This window comes from Mesorhizobium sp. BR115XR7A (assembly GCF_020165315.1).
Lineage (GTDB): Bacteria > Pseudomonadota > Alphaproteobacteria > Rhizobiales > Rhizobiaceae > Mesorhizobium > Mesorhizobium australicum.
Genome location: NZ_JAIUHW010000003.1, coordinates 455604 through 470664, shown reverse-complemented (window position 1 = coordinate 470664; position 15061 = coordinate 455604). Strand labels below are relative to the sequence as shown.

18 protein-coding genes are annotated in these 15061 nt (G+C 62.9%); 11 read left to right on the top strand and 7 right to left on the bottom strand.

The genetic code is table 11. The annotated features are described in order from the left end of the window. Positions 1–16: 16 nt before the first annotated feature. Entirely contained in the window at positions 17–1072 is a 1056-nt protein-coding gene (locus LB557_RS09285; RefSeq protein ID WP_224643845.1) for a TauD/TfdA family dioxygenase, read from the bottom strand. 350 nt (positions 1073–1422) lie between these two features. On the opposite strand from LB557_RS09285, the gene LB557_RS09280 reads away from it, so the two are divergent. The 5 genes from LB557_RS09280 to LB557_RS09260 all read left to right on the top strand — a co-directional run bounded on the left by LB557_RS09280 (position 1423) and on the right by LB557_RS09260 (position 4279). Beyond that, a complete protein-coding gene (locus LB557_RS09280) occupies positions 1423–1716 on the top strand; it encodes a GYD domain-containing protein (protein WP_015316219.1) in 294 nt (97 codons plus the stop codon). Beyond that, the gene (locus LB557_RS09275) at positions 1713–1994 is read left to right on the top strand and encodes a DUF333 domain-containing protein (protein WP_224643846.1); all 282 of its coding nucleotides are present in this window, start codon (positions 1713–1715) and stop codon (positions 1992–1994) included. Before LB557_RS09280 ends, LB557_RS09275 begins: the two co-directional genes overlap by 4 nt. A gap of 3 nt (positions 1995–1997) precedes the next feature. Continuing rightward, complete coding sequence (locus LB557_RS09270) at positions 1998–3056, top strand: DMT family transporter (RefSeq protein WP_224643847.1); 1059 nt, start codon at positions 1998–2000, stop codon at positions 3054–3056. Between the two features lie 3 nt (positions 3057–3059). Then, a complete protein-coding gene (locus LB557_RS09265) occupies positions 3060–3440 on the top strand; it encodes a thiol-disulfide oxidoreductase DCC family protein (RefSeq protein ID WP_015316221.1) in 381 nt (126 codons plus the stop codon). Between the two features lie 140 nt (positions 3441–3580). Continuing rightward, positions 3581–4279 carry a PadR family transcriptional regulator gene (locus tag LB557_RS09260; RefSeq protein WP_224713053.1) on the top strand — a complete coding sequence of 233 codons (699 nt, stop codon included), beginning with the start codon at positions 3581–3583 and terminating at the stop codon, positions 4277–4279. Between the two features lie 89 nt (positions 4280–4368). Here LB557_RS09260 and LB557_RS09255 read toward each other — a convergent pair whose 3' ends face one another. Then, entirely contained in the window at positions 4369–4509 is a 141-nt protein-coding gene (locus LB557_RS09255) for a hypothetical protein (protein ID WP_224588124.1), read from the bottom strand. A 142-nt stretch (positions 4510–4651) separates the two neighbouring features. On the opposite strand from LB557_RS09255, the gene LB557_RS09250 reads away from it, so the two are divergent. Further along, a complete protein-coding gene (locus LB557_RS09250; protein WP_140617799.1) occupies positions 4652–5293 on the top strand; it encodes a TetR/AcrR family transcriptional regulator in 642 nt (213 codons plus the stop codon). 44 nt (positions 5294–5337) lie between these two features. Then, positions 5338–5628, top strand: coding sequence for an HlyU family transcriptional regulator (locus LB557_RS09245; protein ID WP_140617800.1), 291 nt, complete (start codon positions 5338–5340; stop codon positions 5626–5628). 112 nt (positions 5629–5740) lie between these two features. Here the strand turns inward: LB557_RS09245 and LB557_RS09240 are convergent, their stop codons facing one another. Beyond that, complete coding sequence (locus LB557_RS09240) at positions 5741–6775, bottom strand: class I SAM-dependent methyltransferase (RefSeq protein WP_140617801.1); 1035 nt, start codon at positions 6773–6775, stop codon at positions 5741–5743. A 285-nt stretch (positions 6776–7060) separates the two neighbouring features. Here LB557_RS09240 and LB557_RS09235 point away from each other — a divergent pair, with 285 nt between their 5' ends. Continuing rightward, positions 7061–9061 (top strand): putative bifunctional diguanylate cyclase/phosphodiesterase, encoded by a 2001-nt coding sequence (locus LB557_RS09235; RefSeq protein ID WP_051041256.1) that lies wholly within the window; start codon positions 7061–7063, stop codon positions 9059–9061. An 80-nt stretch (positions 9062–9141) separates the two neighbouring features. Here LB557_RS09235 and LB557_RS09230 read toward each other — a convergent pair whose 3' ends face one another. Together LB557_RS09230 and LB557_RS09225 are read right to left on the bottom strand one after the other, a co-directional pair. Further along, the gene (locus tag LB557_RS09230; protein ID WP_015316227.1) at positions 9142–10344 is read right to left on the bottom strand and encodes an MFS transporter; all 1203 of its coding nucleotides are present in this window, start codon (positions 10342–10344) and stop codon (positions 9142–9144) included. 174 nt (positions 10345–10518) lie between these two features. Continuing rightward, on the bottom strand, positions 10519–10977 hold the full coding sequence (locus tag LB557_RS09225; RefSeq protein ID WP_224643889.1) for an Lrp/AsnC family transcriptional regulator: 459 nt from the start codon (positions 10975–10977) through the stop codon (positions 10519–10521). A 170-nt stretch (positions 10978–11147) separates the two neighbouring features. Here LB557_RS09225 and LB557_RS09220 point away from each other — a divergent pair, with 170 nt between their 5' ends. Together LB557_RS09220 and LB557_RS09215 are read left to right on the top strand one after the other, a co-directional pair. After that, complete coding sequence (locus tag LB557_RS09220; protein ID WP_224643887.1) at positions 11148–11882, top strand: AzlC family ABC transporter permease; 735 nt, start codon at positions 11148–11150, stop codon at positions 11880–11882. Continuing rightward, complete coding sequence (locus LB557_RS09215) at positions 11879–12178, top strand: AzlD family protein (RefSeq protein ID WP_015316230.1); 300 nt, start codon at positions 11879–11881, stop codon at positions 12176–12178. Before LB557_RS09220 ends, LB557_RS09215 begins: the two co-directional genes overlap by 4 nt. A gap of 54 nt (positions 12179–12232) precedes the next feature. Here the strand turns inward: LB557_RS09215 and LB557_RS09210 are convergent, their stop codons facing one another. Continuing rightward, on the bottom strand, positions 12233–12868 hold the full coding sequence (locus tag LB557_RS09210; RefSeq protein ID WP_015316231.1) for an FMN-dependent NADH-azoreductase: 636 nt from the start codon (positions 12866–12868) through the stop codon (positions 12233–12235). Positions 12869–12975: 107 nt separating this feature from the next. Between LB557_RS09210 and LB557_RS09205 the strand changes: the two genes are divergently transcribed. Next, complete coding sequence (locus tag LB557_RS09205; RefSeq protein WP_224643886.1) at positions 12976–13938, top strand: LysR family transcriptional regulator; 963 nt, start codon at positions 12976–12978, stop codon at positions 13936–13938. A 383-nt stretch (positions 13939–14321) separates the two neighbouring features. Here LB557_RS09205 and LB557_RS09200 read toward each other — a convergent pair whose 3' ends face one another. Continuing rightward, a complete protein-coding gene (locus tag LB557_RS09200) occupies positions 14322–14936 on the bottom strand; it encodes a TetR/AcrR family transcriptional regulator (RefSeq protein WP_224588130.1) in 615 nt (204 codons plus the stop codon). Positions 14937–15061: the final 125 nt, after the last annotated feature.

Here is a 15061-nt window from a genome sequence, read left to right as displayed (position 1 = left end):
TTTTTCGTTTCGGGCGTCAAAGCAACGGCACGTTCAGCCGCGCGCCCTTGACGGTGATGCCGCCCCGGTTGCCGATCTCTATCGAGCCATAGCGCTGCCGGAAGCAGTCCGGCAGCGGACGGTCGCCGGGGACCGACAGCCACAGGCGCAGCATATGGCGCCGCTTGTCGGGATCCGGCCAATCGCGAAAGCCCATGCGGTCGTGAAGCAGCGAATGATTGTAGACGAACTGCATGTCGCCAGGCCGGAGCCGCATCGACAGGTTCAGCCTGACATCATTGGCAAGGCTGTCGAAAAGATCCAGCGCCTCGACATGGGCTGGAGTGAGGCGCATGGCATCGGGGAAGCGCTGCGCGCTGTCGATGTACTGACGCTGATAGATGCCGGTCAGCAGTCCGGCATGCCAGTTGAGCACCGGGATTTCGAAGTAGGGCTTTTCGCCTTCCGGGATCTCGCCACGCCGGTCGGTGGCAATCGGATCGAACAGCAGGCGGACCAGATCGGGCCGTCTCTTGCGCATCTCGTTGTAGATCGTCACCGTGCTCACCAGCAGGGACTCGCCGCCCTGCATGGCATCGCGCAGGCAGAGCAGGCCGACGACATCGGCGGAATCGGTGTGAAATGTCTGGCGTTCCGACGTCTGGTAGATGCGTGTCCTGGGGTCCTTGGCGTCGGCGCCGATGTCGCGGACATGGCCGAGTATGTGGCCCTGGGCATTCTGGGACCGAGCGCTTCCCAGATGGGCGCCAACCCCGCGGAAGATCGTTGCCGCCATTTCGGTGGAATATCTCTCGACCGGGAGACCGCGCAGCACCTCGAAGCCAATTCCGGCAATCAGTTTTTCGCGAAGCGCGGCAAGGTGGCCGGCAAGCCGGGGCAAGGGGAAATCAGCCTTGGTCAGACTGCCGATATCGTGCGAGCCGGCGAGAAAGCCGGTTGCGGCAGCTTCCAACTCCGCGACGTCCTCTGGCTCCAGGTCGACCAGCCATTTTTCAGGATTCGCCATGTCCTCGCCGATCCAGGCGGCGGGAATTTCGATCTGTTCCGGCGGCAGCTCTGATGTCTCGCGCATGAAGCTCTCCTGCGGCTGGATTGGCCCCGGATGGGGTATTGCCGGCCTGGGGACCACGACGGAGATTGCCGCAATCCGGCGGGTTTTTAAACCGGCTTTACCTGAACGCCGCCGGCTGATTTGCGGTTGATGCCTGCCAGCGCCTTTGTTGTGTCGGCTGGCGGGAGGTCGCGCTCACTCGGCATTGGGTTCCCGCGCGGTAGCGCTTGCAGGACGTCGGCAGCGGGAGGATACTCCGGCGTCGGATGCATTTTCGGGCGACAACCCCCGGAAGCCAGCCCCGGCCGAGGCCGTGTCGACAAGCCCATGGCCTGAGTGCCGTGCTCCGTGGCCCCGGAGAGAGGCCTACCATGACGACCTACATCATGCTGATGAACTGGACCGAGCACGGCGCTAAGAACGTGCGCGACTCGCCCAAGCGCCTCGACGCCGCCAGGAAGCAACTGGGCGAGATGGGAGGATCGTTCAAGTCGTTCTACCTGACCATGGGCGAATTCGATATGGTGGCGGTGGTCGAGGCGCCCGACGATGCGGTGCTGGCGCGTTTCGCGCTGATGCTGGCCGCGGGCGGCAATATCAGGTCGCAGACGATGAAGGCTTTCCCGGAGCTCGCTTACCGCGAGATCATCTCGTCGCTTGGATGATAGTATCCGCCTTGCGCAAACAGGTCGGCACGGCCAATCCCGCATCGGTCCATTGCGCGGCGATTGACGGACGCCTGACAATCAAGGAGGACAAGGCCGGCAACGGGTTTTGCCACCTGCCCAACGGGCGCCTCTGTGAAGAGTGGGCGCTGTTTCGCGACAACAGATGCGTCGGGCCATCATGCATCGGAATTGAGGCGCAGACTTCCGTTGGGCGATCTCGCAAGCCGTGCCTGGCGGTGTGGTCGATGACATGGCGCGCCACCATGATAGGGTGAGCCATGACCCATTCCCATTCGCATCTTTGGCCCGGCGTACCGCTTGCCCTCGGCTCTGCCGTCTTGTTCGGCGCGACGCCGCCCCTGTCCAAGCTGCTGCTCGACAGCGTCAATCCGTTCATGCTTGCGGGCCTGCTATATCTCGGCGCGGGCCTTGGCCTTGCCCTCTATCGCCTGTTGCGCGACCGGCAAGCCAATGCCGGCGAGGCGCGACTGGCCGCCGAGGATATTCCATGGCTTGCACTGGCCATCGGCATGGGCGGCATTGTTGGACCGGTCCTGCTGATGTTCGGCCTCATCCTCAACACGGCATCCAGTTCTGCATTGCTGCTCAACCTCGAAGGGCTGGCAACGATGGCGATCGCCTGGCTCGTCTATCGCGAAAATGTCGACCGGCACCTGCTTTTCGGTGCCTTTGCCATTCTCACTGGCGCTGTTTTGCTTTCGTGGCAAGGTAATGGCGTCACTTTCAACCTTGGCGCGTTGCTGGTCGCGGGGGCGTGCCTGGCATGGGGACTCGACAACAATTTCACGCGCCGGATATCGGCCACAGACCCGGTGGTGATCGCCATGCTGAAGGGGCTCGTGGCCGGTACCGTCAATGTCGGCCTGGCATTGATCGGCGGCGCCTCGCTTCCCGCCGCGCCGATTGTCGCCTCGGCGGCGGCTGTCGGTTTCTTCGGCATCGGCGTCAGCCTGGTGATGTTCATCCTTGCGTTGCGCCATCTCGGAACGGCGCGCACCGGAGCCTATTATTCGCTGGCGCCGTTCATCGGTGCCTTGCTGGCCATCGTCATGCTCGGCGATGCCGTGACGCTGAAGCTGGCGCTTGCCGGGTTGCTGATGGGCGTCGGGCTCTGGTTGCATCTATCGGAACGCCACGATCACGAGCATGAGCACGAGGCGCTGGAGCATGAGCACAGCCATGTGCATGACGAGCACCACAAGCATCATCATGACGGGCCGGTGACGGAGCCGCATTCGCACTTGCACCGGCATGCGCCGCTGCGCCACAAGCATCCGCATTATCCCGATCTGCACCACCGGCACGATCACGGCTGACACATGTCCAGGCCCGTGCTGACCGTCTGGTACAACACGCGCTGCCCCGTCTGCGATGCCGGCATCGGTCGGCAGAAGCGGCGGCTGGTCGAGGCGGTCAAGGCCGGTCGGATCGAATTCCGCGACATCAACCTGGAGCCAGATGCGCTGTCGTCGCGTGGCATCGCGCTGGAGGACATCCGCCGCCGGTTGCATGCGACCGACGCCCAGGGCAGGCTGCTGGTCGGTGCAGACGTGGCGATCGCGGTCTGGCTGACAACGCCTGGCGAGGGATGGCTGGCGCGCCTGTTCGGCAATCGGCTCATGCTGCCGCCGACCCGCATTGCCTACGATCGCTTCGCCGATCTGCTCTACGGCTGGAATCGGCGCAAGGGCCGCTGGTAGCCCACTCACACACCATCCATTCCTGCCGCTGACGCGTGGACGCCACCGTTGGCTAAGATACATCATAAGATATATCTTGACTCATCGATAGGGTGTGCCTAATTAAGATATATCGTGAGATAGAACTCAAGGAGCAATCAATGCACAAGCACAATTTTGGGCACAATCATTCCGACCGTCATCATTTCGGCGAGCGCATGTTCATGCATATGGCCGGCAAGTTCGGTGGCAGGGGGGGCGGCGGCTTCGGCCCGTTCGGGGGCAGGGGCGGCGGCGGTCGCGGCGGCCCGGGGGACTTCTTTCGCGCCGGGCGCATGCTGGCCGACGGCGACCTCAAGCTGATCACGCTGTCGCTGCTGGCCGAGGCGCCGCGTCACGGCTACGACATCATCAAGGCGCTGGAAGAGCGCACCAGCGGCATCTACAGCCCGAGCCCGGGCGTGGTCTACCCGACGCTGACCTTCCTGGAAGAGGCCGGCTATGCCGTGTCGTCGAGCGAAGGCAACAAGAAGGTGTTCTCGATCACCGAGGCCGGGCAGGCGCATCTGGCCGACAATCGCGAGATGATCGACGGCGTGCTCGATCATCTCGAGCGGTTCGGCCGCAAGATGGCCAAGGCGCGCGACTGGTTCGGCTGGAACGACGACGGCGAGGATCGTCGCGGCGGCCGGGGTGGACGTGGCGAGCGCTCCGAAACGCGCGACGAATTCCGCGCCATCCGCCACCGGCTGCGCGCGGCACTCGGCGAGATCGTCGATGCCCCGGCCGAAAAGCAGGCCGAGGCGATCGCCATTCTGGAAGCCGCCGCCGAAGCGCTGGAAGCGCTGACACATCGCTGAACCCATGTTGCGGCGCGTCTTCTGAAGCGCGAAAGCTCAATATAAAAGCCCGGGGAGATCCGGGCTTTTCTCGTCAGGGCAGGTCGGCATCATTCCTTGCCGACATATTCATTGATCAGCTTCTCGTTGCGCGCCTTCTCGATCTTGGCGGTGGTCTCGGCGGAGATGCGCTCGTCGGTGCGGTACTTGACCAGGTTCACGAGGCTGCCGGTGAGCAGCAGGATGCCCATGGCCCAGTAGCCGACAGCAGGAATGAACCTCGTTCAAGACCTTTTTGAACACTGTTCACGATACCCTGGATGTGGTAAACGAAGCGGCGTCGGGTCGAAAACAGCAGGTCATTTGCAAGGCGCCTCATTCAGAAGGAAAAGCATGGCACTCGACAAGGAAGAGACGGGCGAGCGGGTGCTGGCCATTGCCGAAGCGCTGCTCAACGAAGGCGGCATGGACAATCTGAAGGCCAGGACCATTGCCGAACAGGCGGGCATCTCGGTCGGCTCGGTCTACAACCTGTTTTCCGATCTGGACGGGGTGCACCGCGCCGTCAACATGCGCCTGCTCGACCGGCTGGGGGGCGCGGGCGCCGCGGCGATGGCCGAGCTTGCGAGGCGCGGCATCACCGACGTGCGCCAGCGGCTTTTGGCACTGGCCGGCGCCTATGTTCGCTTCGTCGAGGCGCATCCCGGCAGCTGGCCGGCGCTGCTTGCCTTCAACAGGAGGCGTCCGGTGCTGACCGAGCCCGATGTCTACGAGGCGCGGCTCGACCAGCTGTTCGAGATCATCGCCAGCGTGCTTGCCGATGGCGGCTTCGATCTCGACGAGGACACGCGCCGGATCGCCGCGCGAACCCTCTGGTCAAGCGTACATGGCATCGTCACCAGCGGCTATGCCGCCAGGTCCGACCGCCGCCAGACCGATGAGATCGGCCAGCAGATCGAGCTCCTGGTCTCCGTCTTCATCAGGGGACTGGAACGCGGCGGCACATTCGCGCATGCTGGAGGAACAACGTCGTGAATCGCACGCGAACCGCGATCGCCGGCGACAGGGAGATCTGAGCGATGTCTTTTCTGAAGCGTCTTTTCGGCGGTGGCGGCGAAGCGGCCGAGCCCGGCAGTGCCGCACCGGCCAAGCAGGTCGAGCACAAGGGCTTCACGATCAGCGCCACGCCCTACAAGGCTGATGGCCAGTACCAGACCTGCGGCGTCGTCTCCAAGGAAGTCGACGGCGTGGTGAAGGAGCACAAATTCATCCGCGCCGACCGTTTCGCCGGGCTGGACGACGCCGTCGACATCTCGATCAAGAAAGGCATCCAGCTCGTCGACGAACAGGGCGAGCGGATTTTCGGCTAGGGCATGCCGTTCCCGAAGCGAGCCTGGGGTGCGCGTAAGAGGACCGAACCCTCGAGCACCGCGGTCGAAGCGCTCGAGGTCCTACGTCAGCCGGTTTGCATCCAGACGGGTATTATCCACGCTTGTGGATGACGCCGTAAAGCACGTTGCGGTTCTCGCCGAAGTAGACCTGCGCGTCGACTGCGTTGCGGTCGACGCTGGCGTTGATGATGTTCCACATGTCGACCTCCGACCGCAGCAGCAGCACCCAGTCCATGAACGTTTCCCGGTAGCCGGCGTCAGGAGTGCCCTCGGCGTAGTTGGCGAACAGGAAGGTCCCGTTCGGCTTCAGCATCTGCAGGCAGGTCTTGGTGAGTTTCACGGCGACATTGTGCTGGAGGTAGTCGTAAAGGCCGGAGGCATAGATGAGGTCGAACTTGCCGAGCTTGTGGCTTCTGGTGAGCACAGTGCGCACCGAGCCGTCGATGGCCTCGACCGCGGTGCCCTGGAAGTCGCGCGCGATCAGTCCGACGCTCTGGGGATCCTGGTCGAGCGCGACCCAGCGCTTGAGGCCGCCCTCGGCCAATGCGGCCGAACGGTTCGCCTCGCGCAGATGGCCGGCAGCGATCGCCAGGACTTCCGTTTCGGGCCCGTTCCTGGCCGCGGTTTCATCGACATAGCGGGTCAGCAGATCGCGGCGCTCGCGTGCGGCGACGCATGACGGAACGTTCTGGGTGTGGCTGTAAAGCGCCTTGCCGACCTCCGAGGCGCTTGCGACGCTCTCGGCAACATGCGGGTCGCAATAGATGTAGTCGAGCAACTGCGCGTCGCCGGAATAACCCCTGGGCTTGGTGAAGGACCAATGTGTCAGCGGATCCTCCAGAAAGTACCTCTGGATCGGGTGGTTCTGCGCCACCGGTATCAAGGCCTGCCAAACGTCGGGATGGACCTTGGCGCGCAGCGCGTTGAGAAGCGACAGCAGGCGGCGGACGATCTCGGCGGGAAATTTTTGCTGCTCGACCTGTTGCTGTGTGGCGTGGAGGATGAGCGCCAGCTCCGCGCGAGCGGTTTCGAACGCTTCGCCATGATGCTCGGGCTTTCCTCGACGGAGACCACCGGCGATTGCTTCAGCAGTAATCAGACTCTGGCCGTCAAAGACAGTTTGCACACCAAGGCTCCATAGTTAACAGTCAGTTAACTTATTGCGTAGAATACTCGATTTGCCAACGGCGGCTCCGTTGCATTCTATCGATATGATTAATTTCCCGCTAACCATATCAATTCTTTGGGGTTTTTGAGGGCGGGATTCCGGGTTCGAGTTAACGGAAACTTGTCCTGCGTCATTGCATTTGATCGCGCGGCAAGTTGTGTCGCGCCAAGGAGTCGGTCTGCGTTGGGGGCAGAAGCTGGAAAAGAGTTCGGAACGCGAAATGTCCTTCAGTCGGGATTTGTCGTGAACGAACGCGCGTCATCCGCAGTGGCCGATGCGGTGGATGCGGAACCGCCGCGCCAGGAGCTGGGGGCGGCCGAACTTCGAACCCTTTACCGCACGGAAGCCCAGGCGAAGCGAAGGAAGGAAGCCAGGCCAGGCCTCTGGATCGCCGTCGTCATCTACGTCTTGTTTTCGGTATCGGATCTGCTGCTGATACCCGACGTGGCCGCCCTTACAATCACGGCCCGCTTCGCTGTCGGACTGACTGCACTGTTGGTCCTGGAAGCACAGCTTCGCAGGGGAGCCGCCACCGACTGGCTTGACGTAACCTGCGCCGCGGCCATCATCTTTGGCTATATCGGCTGGCTTTGCCCCGCGTCCATGGGCGCGAACAAGGAAAGCGTCGCCTATTATATGGTCTTTGGCACCATTTTCATGATGAGTGCCAATCTCTTCTTCACATTCCGCTTCAAGGTCTCGATCATAACGTCGACGATAATTTTGTGCATCTTGTATGTGGTGAACTACTTTTTACCCGCTACGCTGATATACAAGATGGTCTTCGGCACCTTCTACGTTTCGTGCTTCACATTCACGTCCTATGTGAACTGGAAGCTGAACGAAGAACGCTACAACGTCTTCCTGAACGCGCTGGAAGCCAAGATCCAGCACAAGGAGGCGACCGAGCGCGGCAAGGCCCTGCTCAGGCTGTCGCGGACGGATCCGTTGACAGGGCTGGAGAACCGGCGCGCGATCGACGAAAAACTGCGCGACTATTGGAACGACTGGCAAAAGCTTGGCCACGGTTTCGCGGCGATCCTCATCGATGTCGACTTCTTCAAGAAGTTCAACGATTGCTATGGCCATCAGGAAGGCGACCGTTGCCTGATCCAGGTCGCCGATGCGCTCAGCGACCTGATCAAGCAACATGATGGCTCCATCGGCCGTTATGGCGGCGAGGAATTCATCGTCCTGGCCCGCATGGACAAGAAGGGCGAGGTCGCGGATCTGGCGGAAGCCATTTGCCGCACGATCGAGAACCTGGCGATCGCGCATGAGTTGCGCCGGGATGGCATCTCGATCGTGACGGCGAGCGTGGGCGCGGCGTTCACCAGGAAGCAGACCGCCGCCAAGCTGGAGAAGATCATCCACGAGGCCGATCGAGCGCTCTATCTTGCAAAAGCCAGCGGCCGAAACTGTGCCCGGCTGTTCGATCCGACCGATCCCCAGAGCAGCGACGAGAGCGAGAACCTGGCGGCCTTGCTGAAGATCGCCATTGGCCAGGACCTCGTTTCGCTCGTCTACCAACCCATCCAGGACGTCGCGTCGGGCGGGTTCGAGGCCGTGGAGGCGCTGATGCGCCTCAAGATGCTCGACGGCACCCTGGTTCCGCCGAGCCTGTTCATTCCCGTCGCGGAACGAACCGGCGCCATCCTCGAGCTCGGGCGCTGGGCAATAAGGACGGTGTGCGCCGAACTCCTGGCGCAGGATCACGTGCGCGTCGTCAGCGTCAACGTCTCGCCGATCCAGCTCAAGACGCCCGGCTTCGCGACGTCGGTCGCGACCATTCTGGGCGAGACCGGCGTGACCGGAAACAGGCTGGCCTTCGAGATCACCGAGGGGCTGGAGATGGAGATGCATTCCGACATCCTGCGCTGCATCAGCGACCTGAAGCTGCTCGGGATCAGGATCTGGCTCGATGATTTCGGGACGGGCTTCGCCGGCCTTTCATGGCTTCGTCTCATCGACTTCGATACGGTCAAGATCGACCGCTCGTTTCTTCACGACTGCGGCACCCCTAAGGGCATGGCAATGCTGCAGGACATCATCGCGCTGGTCAGAAATCGCGGCCACAAGATTCTGGTCGAAGGGGTGGAGACCGAAGAGCAGATGGTCCTCATGCGCCAATTCGGCATAGACAAGGTCCAGGGCTTTCACGTCGGCCGTCCCGCTCCGGCCGCGAATTTCCAGACCAAGCGGGCCATTCAAAAGCGGCCGTTCACGGTTCTCAAGTCGGCGTGACCGCGAGATAGGCGTGGCTTGACCGGCCATCGCCCGTCAAGCCCGTCTGCCCTCTGGCTACGATTGCAGCGCGGCGAAGCCTATGCCGTCTGCAACGCCCTGCGTGGCAGCGGCGGGAAGGCGATCGCTATGCCCGCGGCACCCAGGCCGATAAGCGCCGAGCCGATGAAGAGCCAATGGTAGCTGGCATAGGCGTCGAAGATCATGCCGCCGGCAAGCGGCCCCAGCGCCATGCCGAGGCTGGAGAGCATGGTGGCGGCGCCGAATACGGTGCCGAGGATGCGCTGGCCGAAATATTCGCGCGCCAGCACCGCGTAGAGCGGCATGACGCCGCCATAGGTGGCGCCAAAGATGACGGCCAGCATATAGAACTGGTCGAGCTGGCTGATCGAGAGATAGGCGGCAATGACGATCGCCTGGATCGCCAGCCCGGCGATCAGCACCGGCTTGACCCCGAGCCGGTCGGCCAGCACGCCGTAGAGCAGCCTGCCGCCGAGGCCTGCCAGACCCTCGACACTGTAGATCGAGACAGCGGCCATTGGGGCGACGCCGCACAGCATGGCGTAGCTGACCATGTGGAAGATCGGGCCGGAATGGGCCGCGCAGCAGGCGAAGAAGGTCAGCCCCAGCACGATGAATTGCGGCGAGCGCAGCGCCTGGCCGACCGTGAGGCCGGCGCCTTCGGCGGCTCGTGATGCGGCGGCACCCGAGGCGACAGGCTTCGGCGGCTGGCGCACCAGAAGCACGGCGGGCAGCAGAAGCACCCAGGCCAGGATGCCGATGTCGAACATGGCGCTACGCCATTCGTAGGCGGAGATCAGCCAGCGGGCGAGCGGCGAGATCGTCATCGGCGCCACGCCCATGCCGGCCGAGACCAGCGATACGGCCAGTCCGCGATTGGTGTCGAACCAGCCTGACGTCAGCGCGATCATCGGCGCGAAGAAGGCGCTGGCCGCGAGCCCGACGAGCACGCCATAGGTGATCTGGAAGGTGAGAAGCGAACCGGCGCGGCTTGCCAGCACCAACGCCAGCCCGAGCAGCACGGCGCCGATTGTGACGACGATACGGGCGCCGAACCGGTCGGACAGGGCACCCCAGGCGAAACCGCCAAGGCCCATCACCAGGAAATTGAGTGTCATGGCGCTCGAAATGCCCGCGCGCGACCAGTTGGTATCGAGCGCCATGGGTTCGAGAAAGATCGCCAGCGAAAACATCGTGCCGATGGCGACACAGGACATCAGCGCGCCAGCCGCGACGATGACCCAACGGTAGGAATGGTTCATGGTTTTCTCCCATGCCGGAACGCGGTCTTGTGGTGGCACGGTCCAGCTTCGCCGTGCCCTTGCGTCCGAAGGACGCCGGCACCAGCGCCCATCCTACAATCCGGTTGCATTTTTTATCCAGTCTGGACGTTAGCGCTTTGACGGATACAGACCCTTGGATTGCGCTGGCTTGCCCTAGATCGGCAGTTCCGATGTATATTTGATCGTCTGGCTGGGCACGTCGGTCTTGACGTTCTGCACGCCCCTGATGCGGCTGAGATGCTCCGACTGGAAACGCCGGTAGTCATCGATGCCGGCGGCCACGACACGCACCATGGCGTCGCAGTCACCGAGCATGAGATAGCACTCCATCACTTGCGGCAGCTTGGCGACCTCGGTGGCGAAATGTTCGATCGTGTCCTCGTCCTGTGCCTTCAGCCAGATGCGGGTGAAGAAGGTGAGGCCCTTGCCGATGCTGGCCGGATTGATCACGGCGACATAGCGGTCGATGATACCGGCTTCCTCCAGGAGCTTGACGCGCCGCAGGCAAGGCGAGGGCGACAGGCCGACCTCATTGGCCAGATCATTGTTGGCCATGCGGCCGTCTCGCTGCAACGCCCGCAGGATGCGTTTGTCGATGTCGTCGAGCTTCATGGCGTTGAATTCCATTTTCCTGCGGCTTCGTAACAGTGAATGCCAAAATCTGACGAAAGACAACAATCTTCGCGACCAAATTGCGGAGAGGTGTAGCTATGTTTTGCCCCTGACATCACGAGATTTCAAACGCGGGGCAGGGCGGCTGTGAGGCCGCCCTGGGGCAGGACATGAGCATTTCACAGGCAGTCGAGACGGTGGGCAATGGTTCGGGATCGGAGTTTCGCCGTGGCGTGGCGTCCTGCGCGCCGGTGCTGCTCGGCACCATCCCCTATGCGCTGGTGCTTGGCGCCCAGGCCGTGCAGAAAGGGCTGAGCGCGGTCGAGCTGTCCATGATGACGGGGCTGAACTTCGCCGGCGGCTCGGAATTCGCGGCGATCCAGCTGTGGACGTCGCCGCCGCACATCCTGCTCATCGTCGCCATCACCTTCCTGGTCAACAGCCGCCATCTGCTGATGGGAGCGGCGCTCGCGCCGTTCCTGCGCGATCTGCCGCGGCGCAAGGTGTTTCCGGCGCTGTTCTTTCTATGCGACGAAAGCTGGGCGCTGGGCCTGGCCGACGCCAAACAGCGCGCCGCCGCCGGTGTCGCACCGGCCTTCAGCCCGCGCTATTACATGGGTGCCGCGCTGGCGATGTATCTGACCTGGGTGGCCTTCACCACGCTGGGCGCCTTGCTCGGCCCGATGCTGGGCAATGTCGAGACCTACGGTTTCGACATGGCGTTTCCGGCCGTCTTCCTGGTGCTGATGCGCGGCATGTGGAGGGGCGTGGCGGCGGCGCGGCCCTGGCTTGTCAGCCTGGCCGTCGCGGCGCTGGTCTATCTCTTCGTTGCCGGCGCCTGGTATGTCGCGGCGGGCGCGGTGTCGGGGCTGGCCGCGGCTTGGCTGATGGCGGGTGATGCATGATCGACGCAGCGACCCTTCTCACCATCGTGCTGATGGCCGGCGTCACCTATCTGACGCGGATCGGCGGCTATGTCGTGCTGCGCAACCGCGTGCTCAGTCCCCGTGCCACGGCGGTGATGGAGGCAGCACCCGGCTGCGTGCTGATCTCTGTCATCGCGCCGGCCTTCGTGTCGCGCAATCCCGCCGATCTCGCGGCATTGGCCATCACCTTGGTCGCCGCGACACGGCTTTCCATGCTGCCAACCGTGCTGATCGGGGTCGCTTCGGCCAGCCTGTTGAGGCATCTGATCGGCTAGAACGAAAAAAGCAGGCGCGAACGCCTGCCTTTGACAAACCATGGACCGAGAGTCTTACGCTGCAGCCGCGACATCACGGCTGGCGGCAACCAATGCATCGACCGTGGCCGTAGCCTTGGCGAGCGCGGCATCCACCGCGTCAGGTCCCTTGGAGACGCCCTCGATGCGGATGACGTCGACATCGGTCATGCCGATAAAACCGAGCACGCTGCGCAGGTAGGGAACGGCGTGATCGAACTGCACGGCCGCACCTTCGGAATAGATGCCGCCGGAGGCCAGCACGATGTAGACCTTCTTGCCGGTGACGAGACCCTTGGGGCCGTTCTCGCCATAGGCAAAGCTCTTGCCGGAGCGGGCGACGTGATCGACCCAGGACTTCAACGTCGAGGAGATGTTGAAGTTGATGAAGCCGGTGGCCAGGATCACCGTGTCGGCGGCGAACAACTCGTCAAGCACGACATCGGAAACGCCGACCACTTCGGCCTGGCGCGGGGTGCGGGCATCGGCCGGCGTGTAGATGCCGGTCGCATAGTCGGCATCGATATGCGGCAGCGGGTTGGCGACGAGGTCGCGCACGACCAGCGTGTTCGACGGGTCAGCGGCGAGAAGCTTCTGGGCGAACTCGGTGGCGATGCGGGTCGAGTGCGAGGCAGCGCCGCGCGGGCTCGAGGTGACGAGAAGAATGGACATAGCGGGTCTCTCCAGTGGGATGAATTGTCCCGCCATATATGGGGCATCGACCAATCAGATAAACTGGTATATTTTCGATACGATCCATCCATAAAGTAGATACAACGATGCAGCCCAACCCGACCCTCGACCAGCTCCAAATCCTTGTCGCCGTTGCCGATACCGGCAGTTTCTCGGCAGCCGGCCGCAAGCTCAACCGCGCGCAATCCGTTATCAGCTACGGTATCGCCAATCTCGAGGCGCAGCTCGGGCTGAAGCTTTTCGAGCGCGAGGGCACGCGCGAGCCGCAACTGACCGAGATCGGCCGGGCGATGCTGGAAGACGCGCGGCGCATGATTGGCGTGCTGCAGCGCATGCGCTCGCGCGTCGACGGGCACCATCACGGGCTGGAGGCCGAGGTGGCGCTGGCGGTGGACGTATCACTGCCTTCCCCCGTGCTGGTGCGGGTGCTCAAGGCATTCGAGGCGCGGTTTCCGACCGTGATGCTGCGCCTGTATATCGGCACGCTCGGTCTCATCCCCGATCTTGTCGTCAGCGGACAGGCCGATCTCGGCATTGGCGGCCTGCTAGGCGATGTCGACGTGCATCTCGTGCGCATCAGCTTCATGTCGCTGGTGCCGGCGGCAGCGCCCAATCATCCGCTGGCCCTGCTGCCGAAGCCGGTGGCGCTCGAGGATGTGCGCGAGCATACGCAGCTTGTCGTGATCGACCAGTCCGAGCGCACCAAGGGACGCGATTACGGCGTCTTCGCCTACCGCACGTGGCGACTGACCGACATGCGCACCAAGCACATACTGATGCGCGAGGGGCTCGGCTGGGGCGGGCTGCCGCGCTGGCTGATCGCCGACGACCTGGCCAGCGGCCGCCTGGTGGAACTCGACCTCGAACCCTACAAGGAAGTGAGTTCGCCCCTGTTTGCCATGCACCGCAACGATCGCAGTCCAAAGCCGGCGGCGGCCTGGCTGATCGACCGGTTCAAGCGCGGGCTCGGCTGCTTCAACGAGTTCGAGCCGGGCGAGGTGCCCGAAGAGGAGCCGGACACCGACGGTGATGCGAACGCCGGCGGCTGAATCCTGGAACTCAGCCGAAAATCATTCGATCTGCGTCACCCCGGAAACCACGAGCTGCGCCGTACGGGCGGTCAATTTTCCGCATTTGCGCAGTGTCGGTTTTTCATAGGTCCTTTTCATGTGTCCATCCCGAATGTGAGCCCGCAAGGTGGGTGAGCCAGCCATAACGGGATTGGACGGTTTCGGTTGCCTCGCCATTGCATTCTCCGCTGCGTACAAGGACACGATCACCTGCCTTTCGGAGACTGTTGGGGAACTCCACGCTTCACAGCCGGTCGCGATAATGTCCTTCCACTTTGCTGGTCGTCGCGAAACCAATGTGTCGACCTCCATCTTCTGGTCGCCTCCCATCGCTAAGCCCTGCCGGACCAACGGCACGCGCCTCAGTCGGACTTTCCCAGACCTTTCAGGATAAAGCGAATCTGCTCGCGCAGGCCAGCTTCGTCATCTTCGCCGTGTCGAAGGCGGTGCTCGATCAGAATCGGGTGGAAAAACGGCGTGAAGGCGGTCTTGACCGCGCGCGCTGCTTCCACTGGATCTTCGACCTTGAATTCCCGTGTTTGGATGCCCTCGCGGATAATCGCTTCGAGGATCGTTACCACCCGCTCGGTATGCGCCTTGATGATCGCGCAGTTGTTTTGCATGGCGGCGACAACCATCTCGTGCATGCGCCTTTCCTCGACCAGTGTGGTCTTGCTGTGATGGTGCATCGCGGTCAGGAGTTGGTCGAGTTTCTCCGGGGCCGGCGCGCTCGTGCATGCGATCGCAGAGGCGATCCCGGCGACCTCGTTGACGACCCGCCCGCAGACGGACTCGATGATCGCACCCTTGGAGGGGAAGAAACGATAGACGTTTGCCGTGCTCATGCCGAGTTCGGAGGCGATATCAGCCACCGATGTCTTATGGGTGCCGAGGCGGCGAAACTGCTCGTCCGCCACAGCCAGGATGCGCGCGCGCATCTCGTCGGGATCAGTTCGTGTTCGAACTGGACGGTTCATGCATGTCTCCAGAATTGATGAAGCGAACCGGCCGGACTCGCGTGGACGATCGTCTGTAAGCGGCAAGTTCGTGCCGTTGGCCTGTGTCCAGGCAGAGCCAACGGGCAAGAATTCGAACCGTCTCC

Coding starts and splice junctions, on each gene's coding strand:
- LB557_RS09270 (WP_224643847.1), top strand. CDS start 1,998: ATGACCCATTCCCATTCGCATCTTTGGCCCGGCGTACCGCTTGCCCTC.
- LB557_RS09250 (WP_140617799.1), top strand. CDS start 4,652: ATGGCACTCGACAAGGAAGAGACGGGCGAGCGGGTGCTGGCCATTGCC.
- LB557_RS09255 (WP_224588124.1), bottom strand. CDS start 4,509: ATGGGCATCCTGCTGCTCACCGGCAGCCTCGTGAACCTGGTCAAGTAC.
- LB557_RS09260 (WP_224713053.1), top strand. CDS start 3,581: ATGCACAAGCACAATTTTGGGCACAATCATTCCGACCGTCATCATTTC.
- LB557_RS09225 (WP_224643889.1), bottom strand. CDS start 10,977: ATGAAGCTCGACGACATCGACAAACGCATCCTGCGGGCGTTGCAGCGA.
- LB557_RS09275 (WP_224643846.1), top strand. CDS start 1,713: ATGATAGTATCCGCCTTGCGCAAACAGGTCGGCACGGCCAATCCCGCA.
- LB557_RS09265 (WP_015316221.1), top strand. CDS start 3,060: ATGTCCAGGCCCGTGCTGACCGTCTGGTACAACACGCGCTGCCCCGTC.
- LB557_RS09215 (WP_015316230.1), top strand. CDS start 11,879: ATGATCGACGCAGCGACCCTTCTCACCATCGTGCTGATGGCCGGCGTC.
- LB557_RS09220 (WP_224643887.1), top strand. CDS start 11,148: ATGAGCATTTCACAGGCAGTCGAGACGGTGGGCAATGGTTCGGGATCG.
- LB557_RS09230 (WP_015316227.1), bottom strand. CDS start 10,344: ATGAACCATTCCTACCGTTGGGTCATCGTCGCGGCTGGCGCGCTGATG.
- LB557_RS09205 (WP_224643886.1), top strand. CDS start 12,976: ATGCAGCCCAACCCGACCCTCGACCAGCTCCAAATCCTTGTCGCCGTT.
- LB557_RS09285 (WP_224643845.1), bottom strand. CDS start 1,072: ATGCGCGAGACATCAGAGCTGCCGCCGGAACAGATCGAAATTCCCGCC.
- LB557_RS09245 (WP_140617800.1), top strand. CDS start 5,338: ATGTCTTTTCTGAAGCGTCTTTTCGGCGGTGGCGGCGAAGCGGCCGAG.
- LB557_RS09280 (WP_015316219.1), top strand. CDS start 1,423: ATGACGACCTACATCATGCTGATGAACTGGACCGAGCACGGCGCTAAG.
- LB557_RS09200 (WP_224588130.1), bottom strand. CDS start 14,936: ATGAACCGTCCAGTTCGAACACGAACTGATCCCGACGAGATGCGCGCG.
- LB557_RS09210 (WP_015316231.1), bottom strand. CDS start 12,868: ATGTCCATTCTTCTCGTCACCTCGAGCCCGCGCGGCGCTGCCTCGCAC.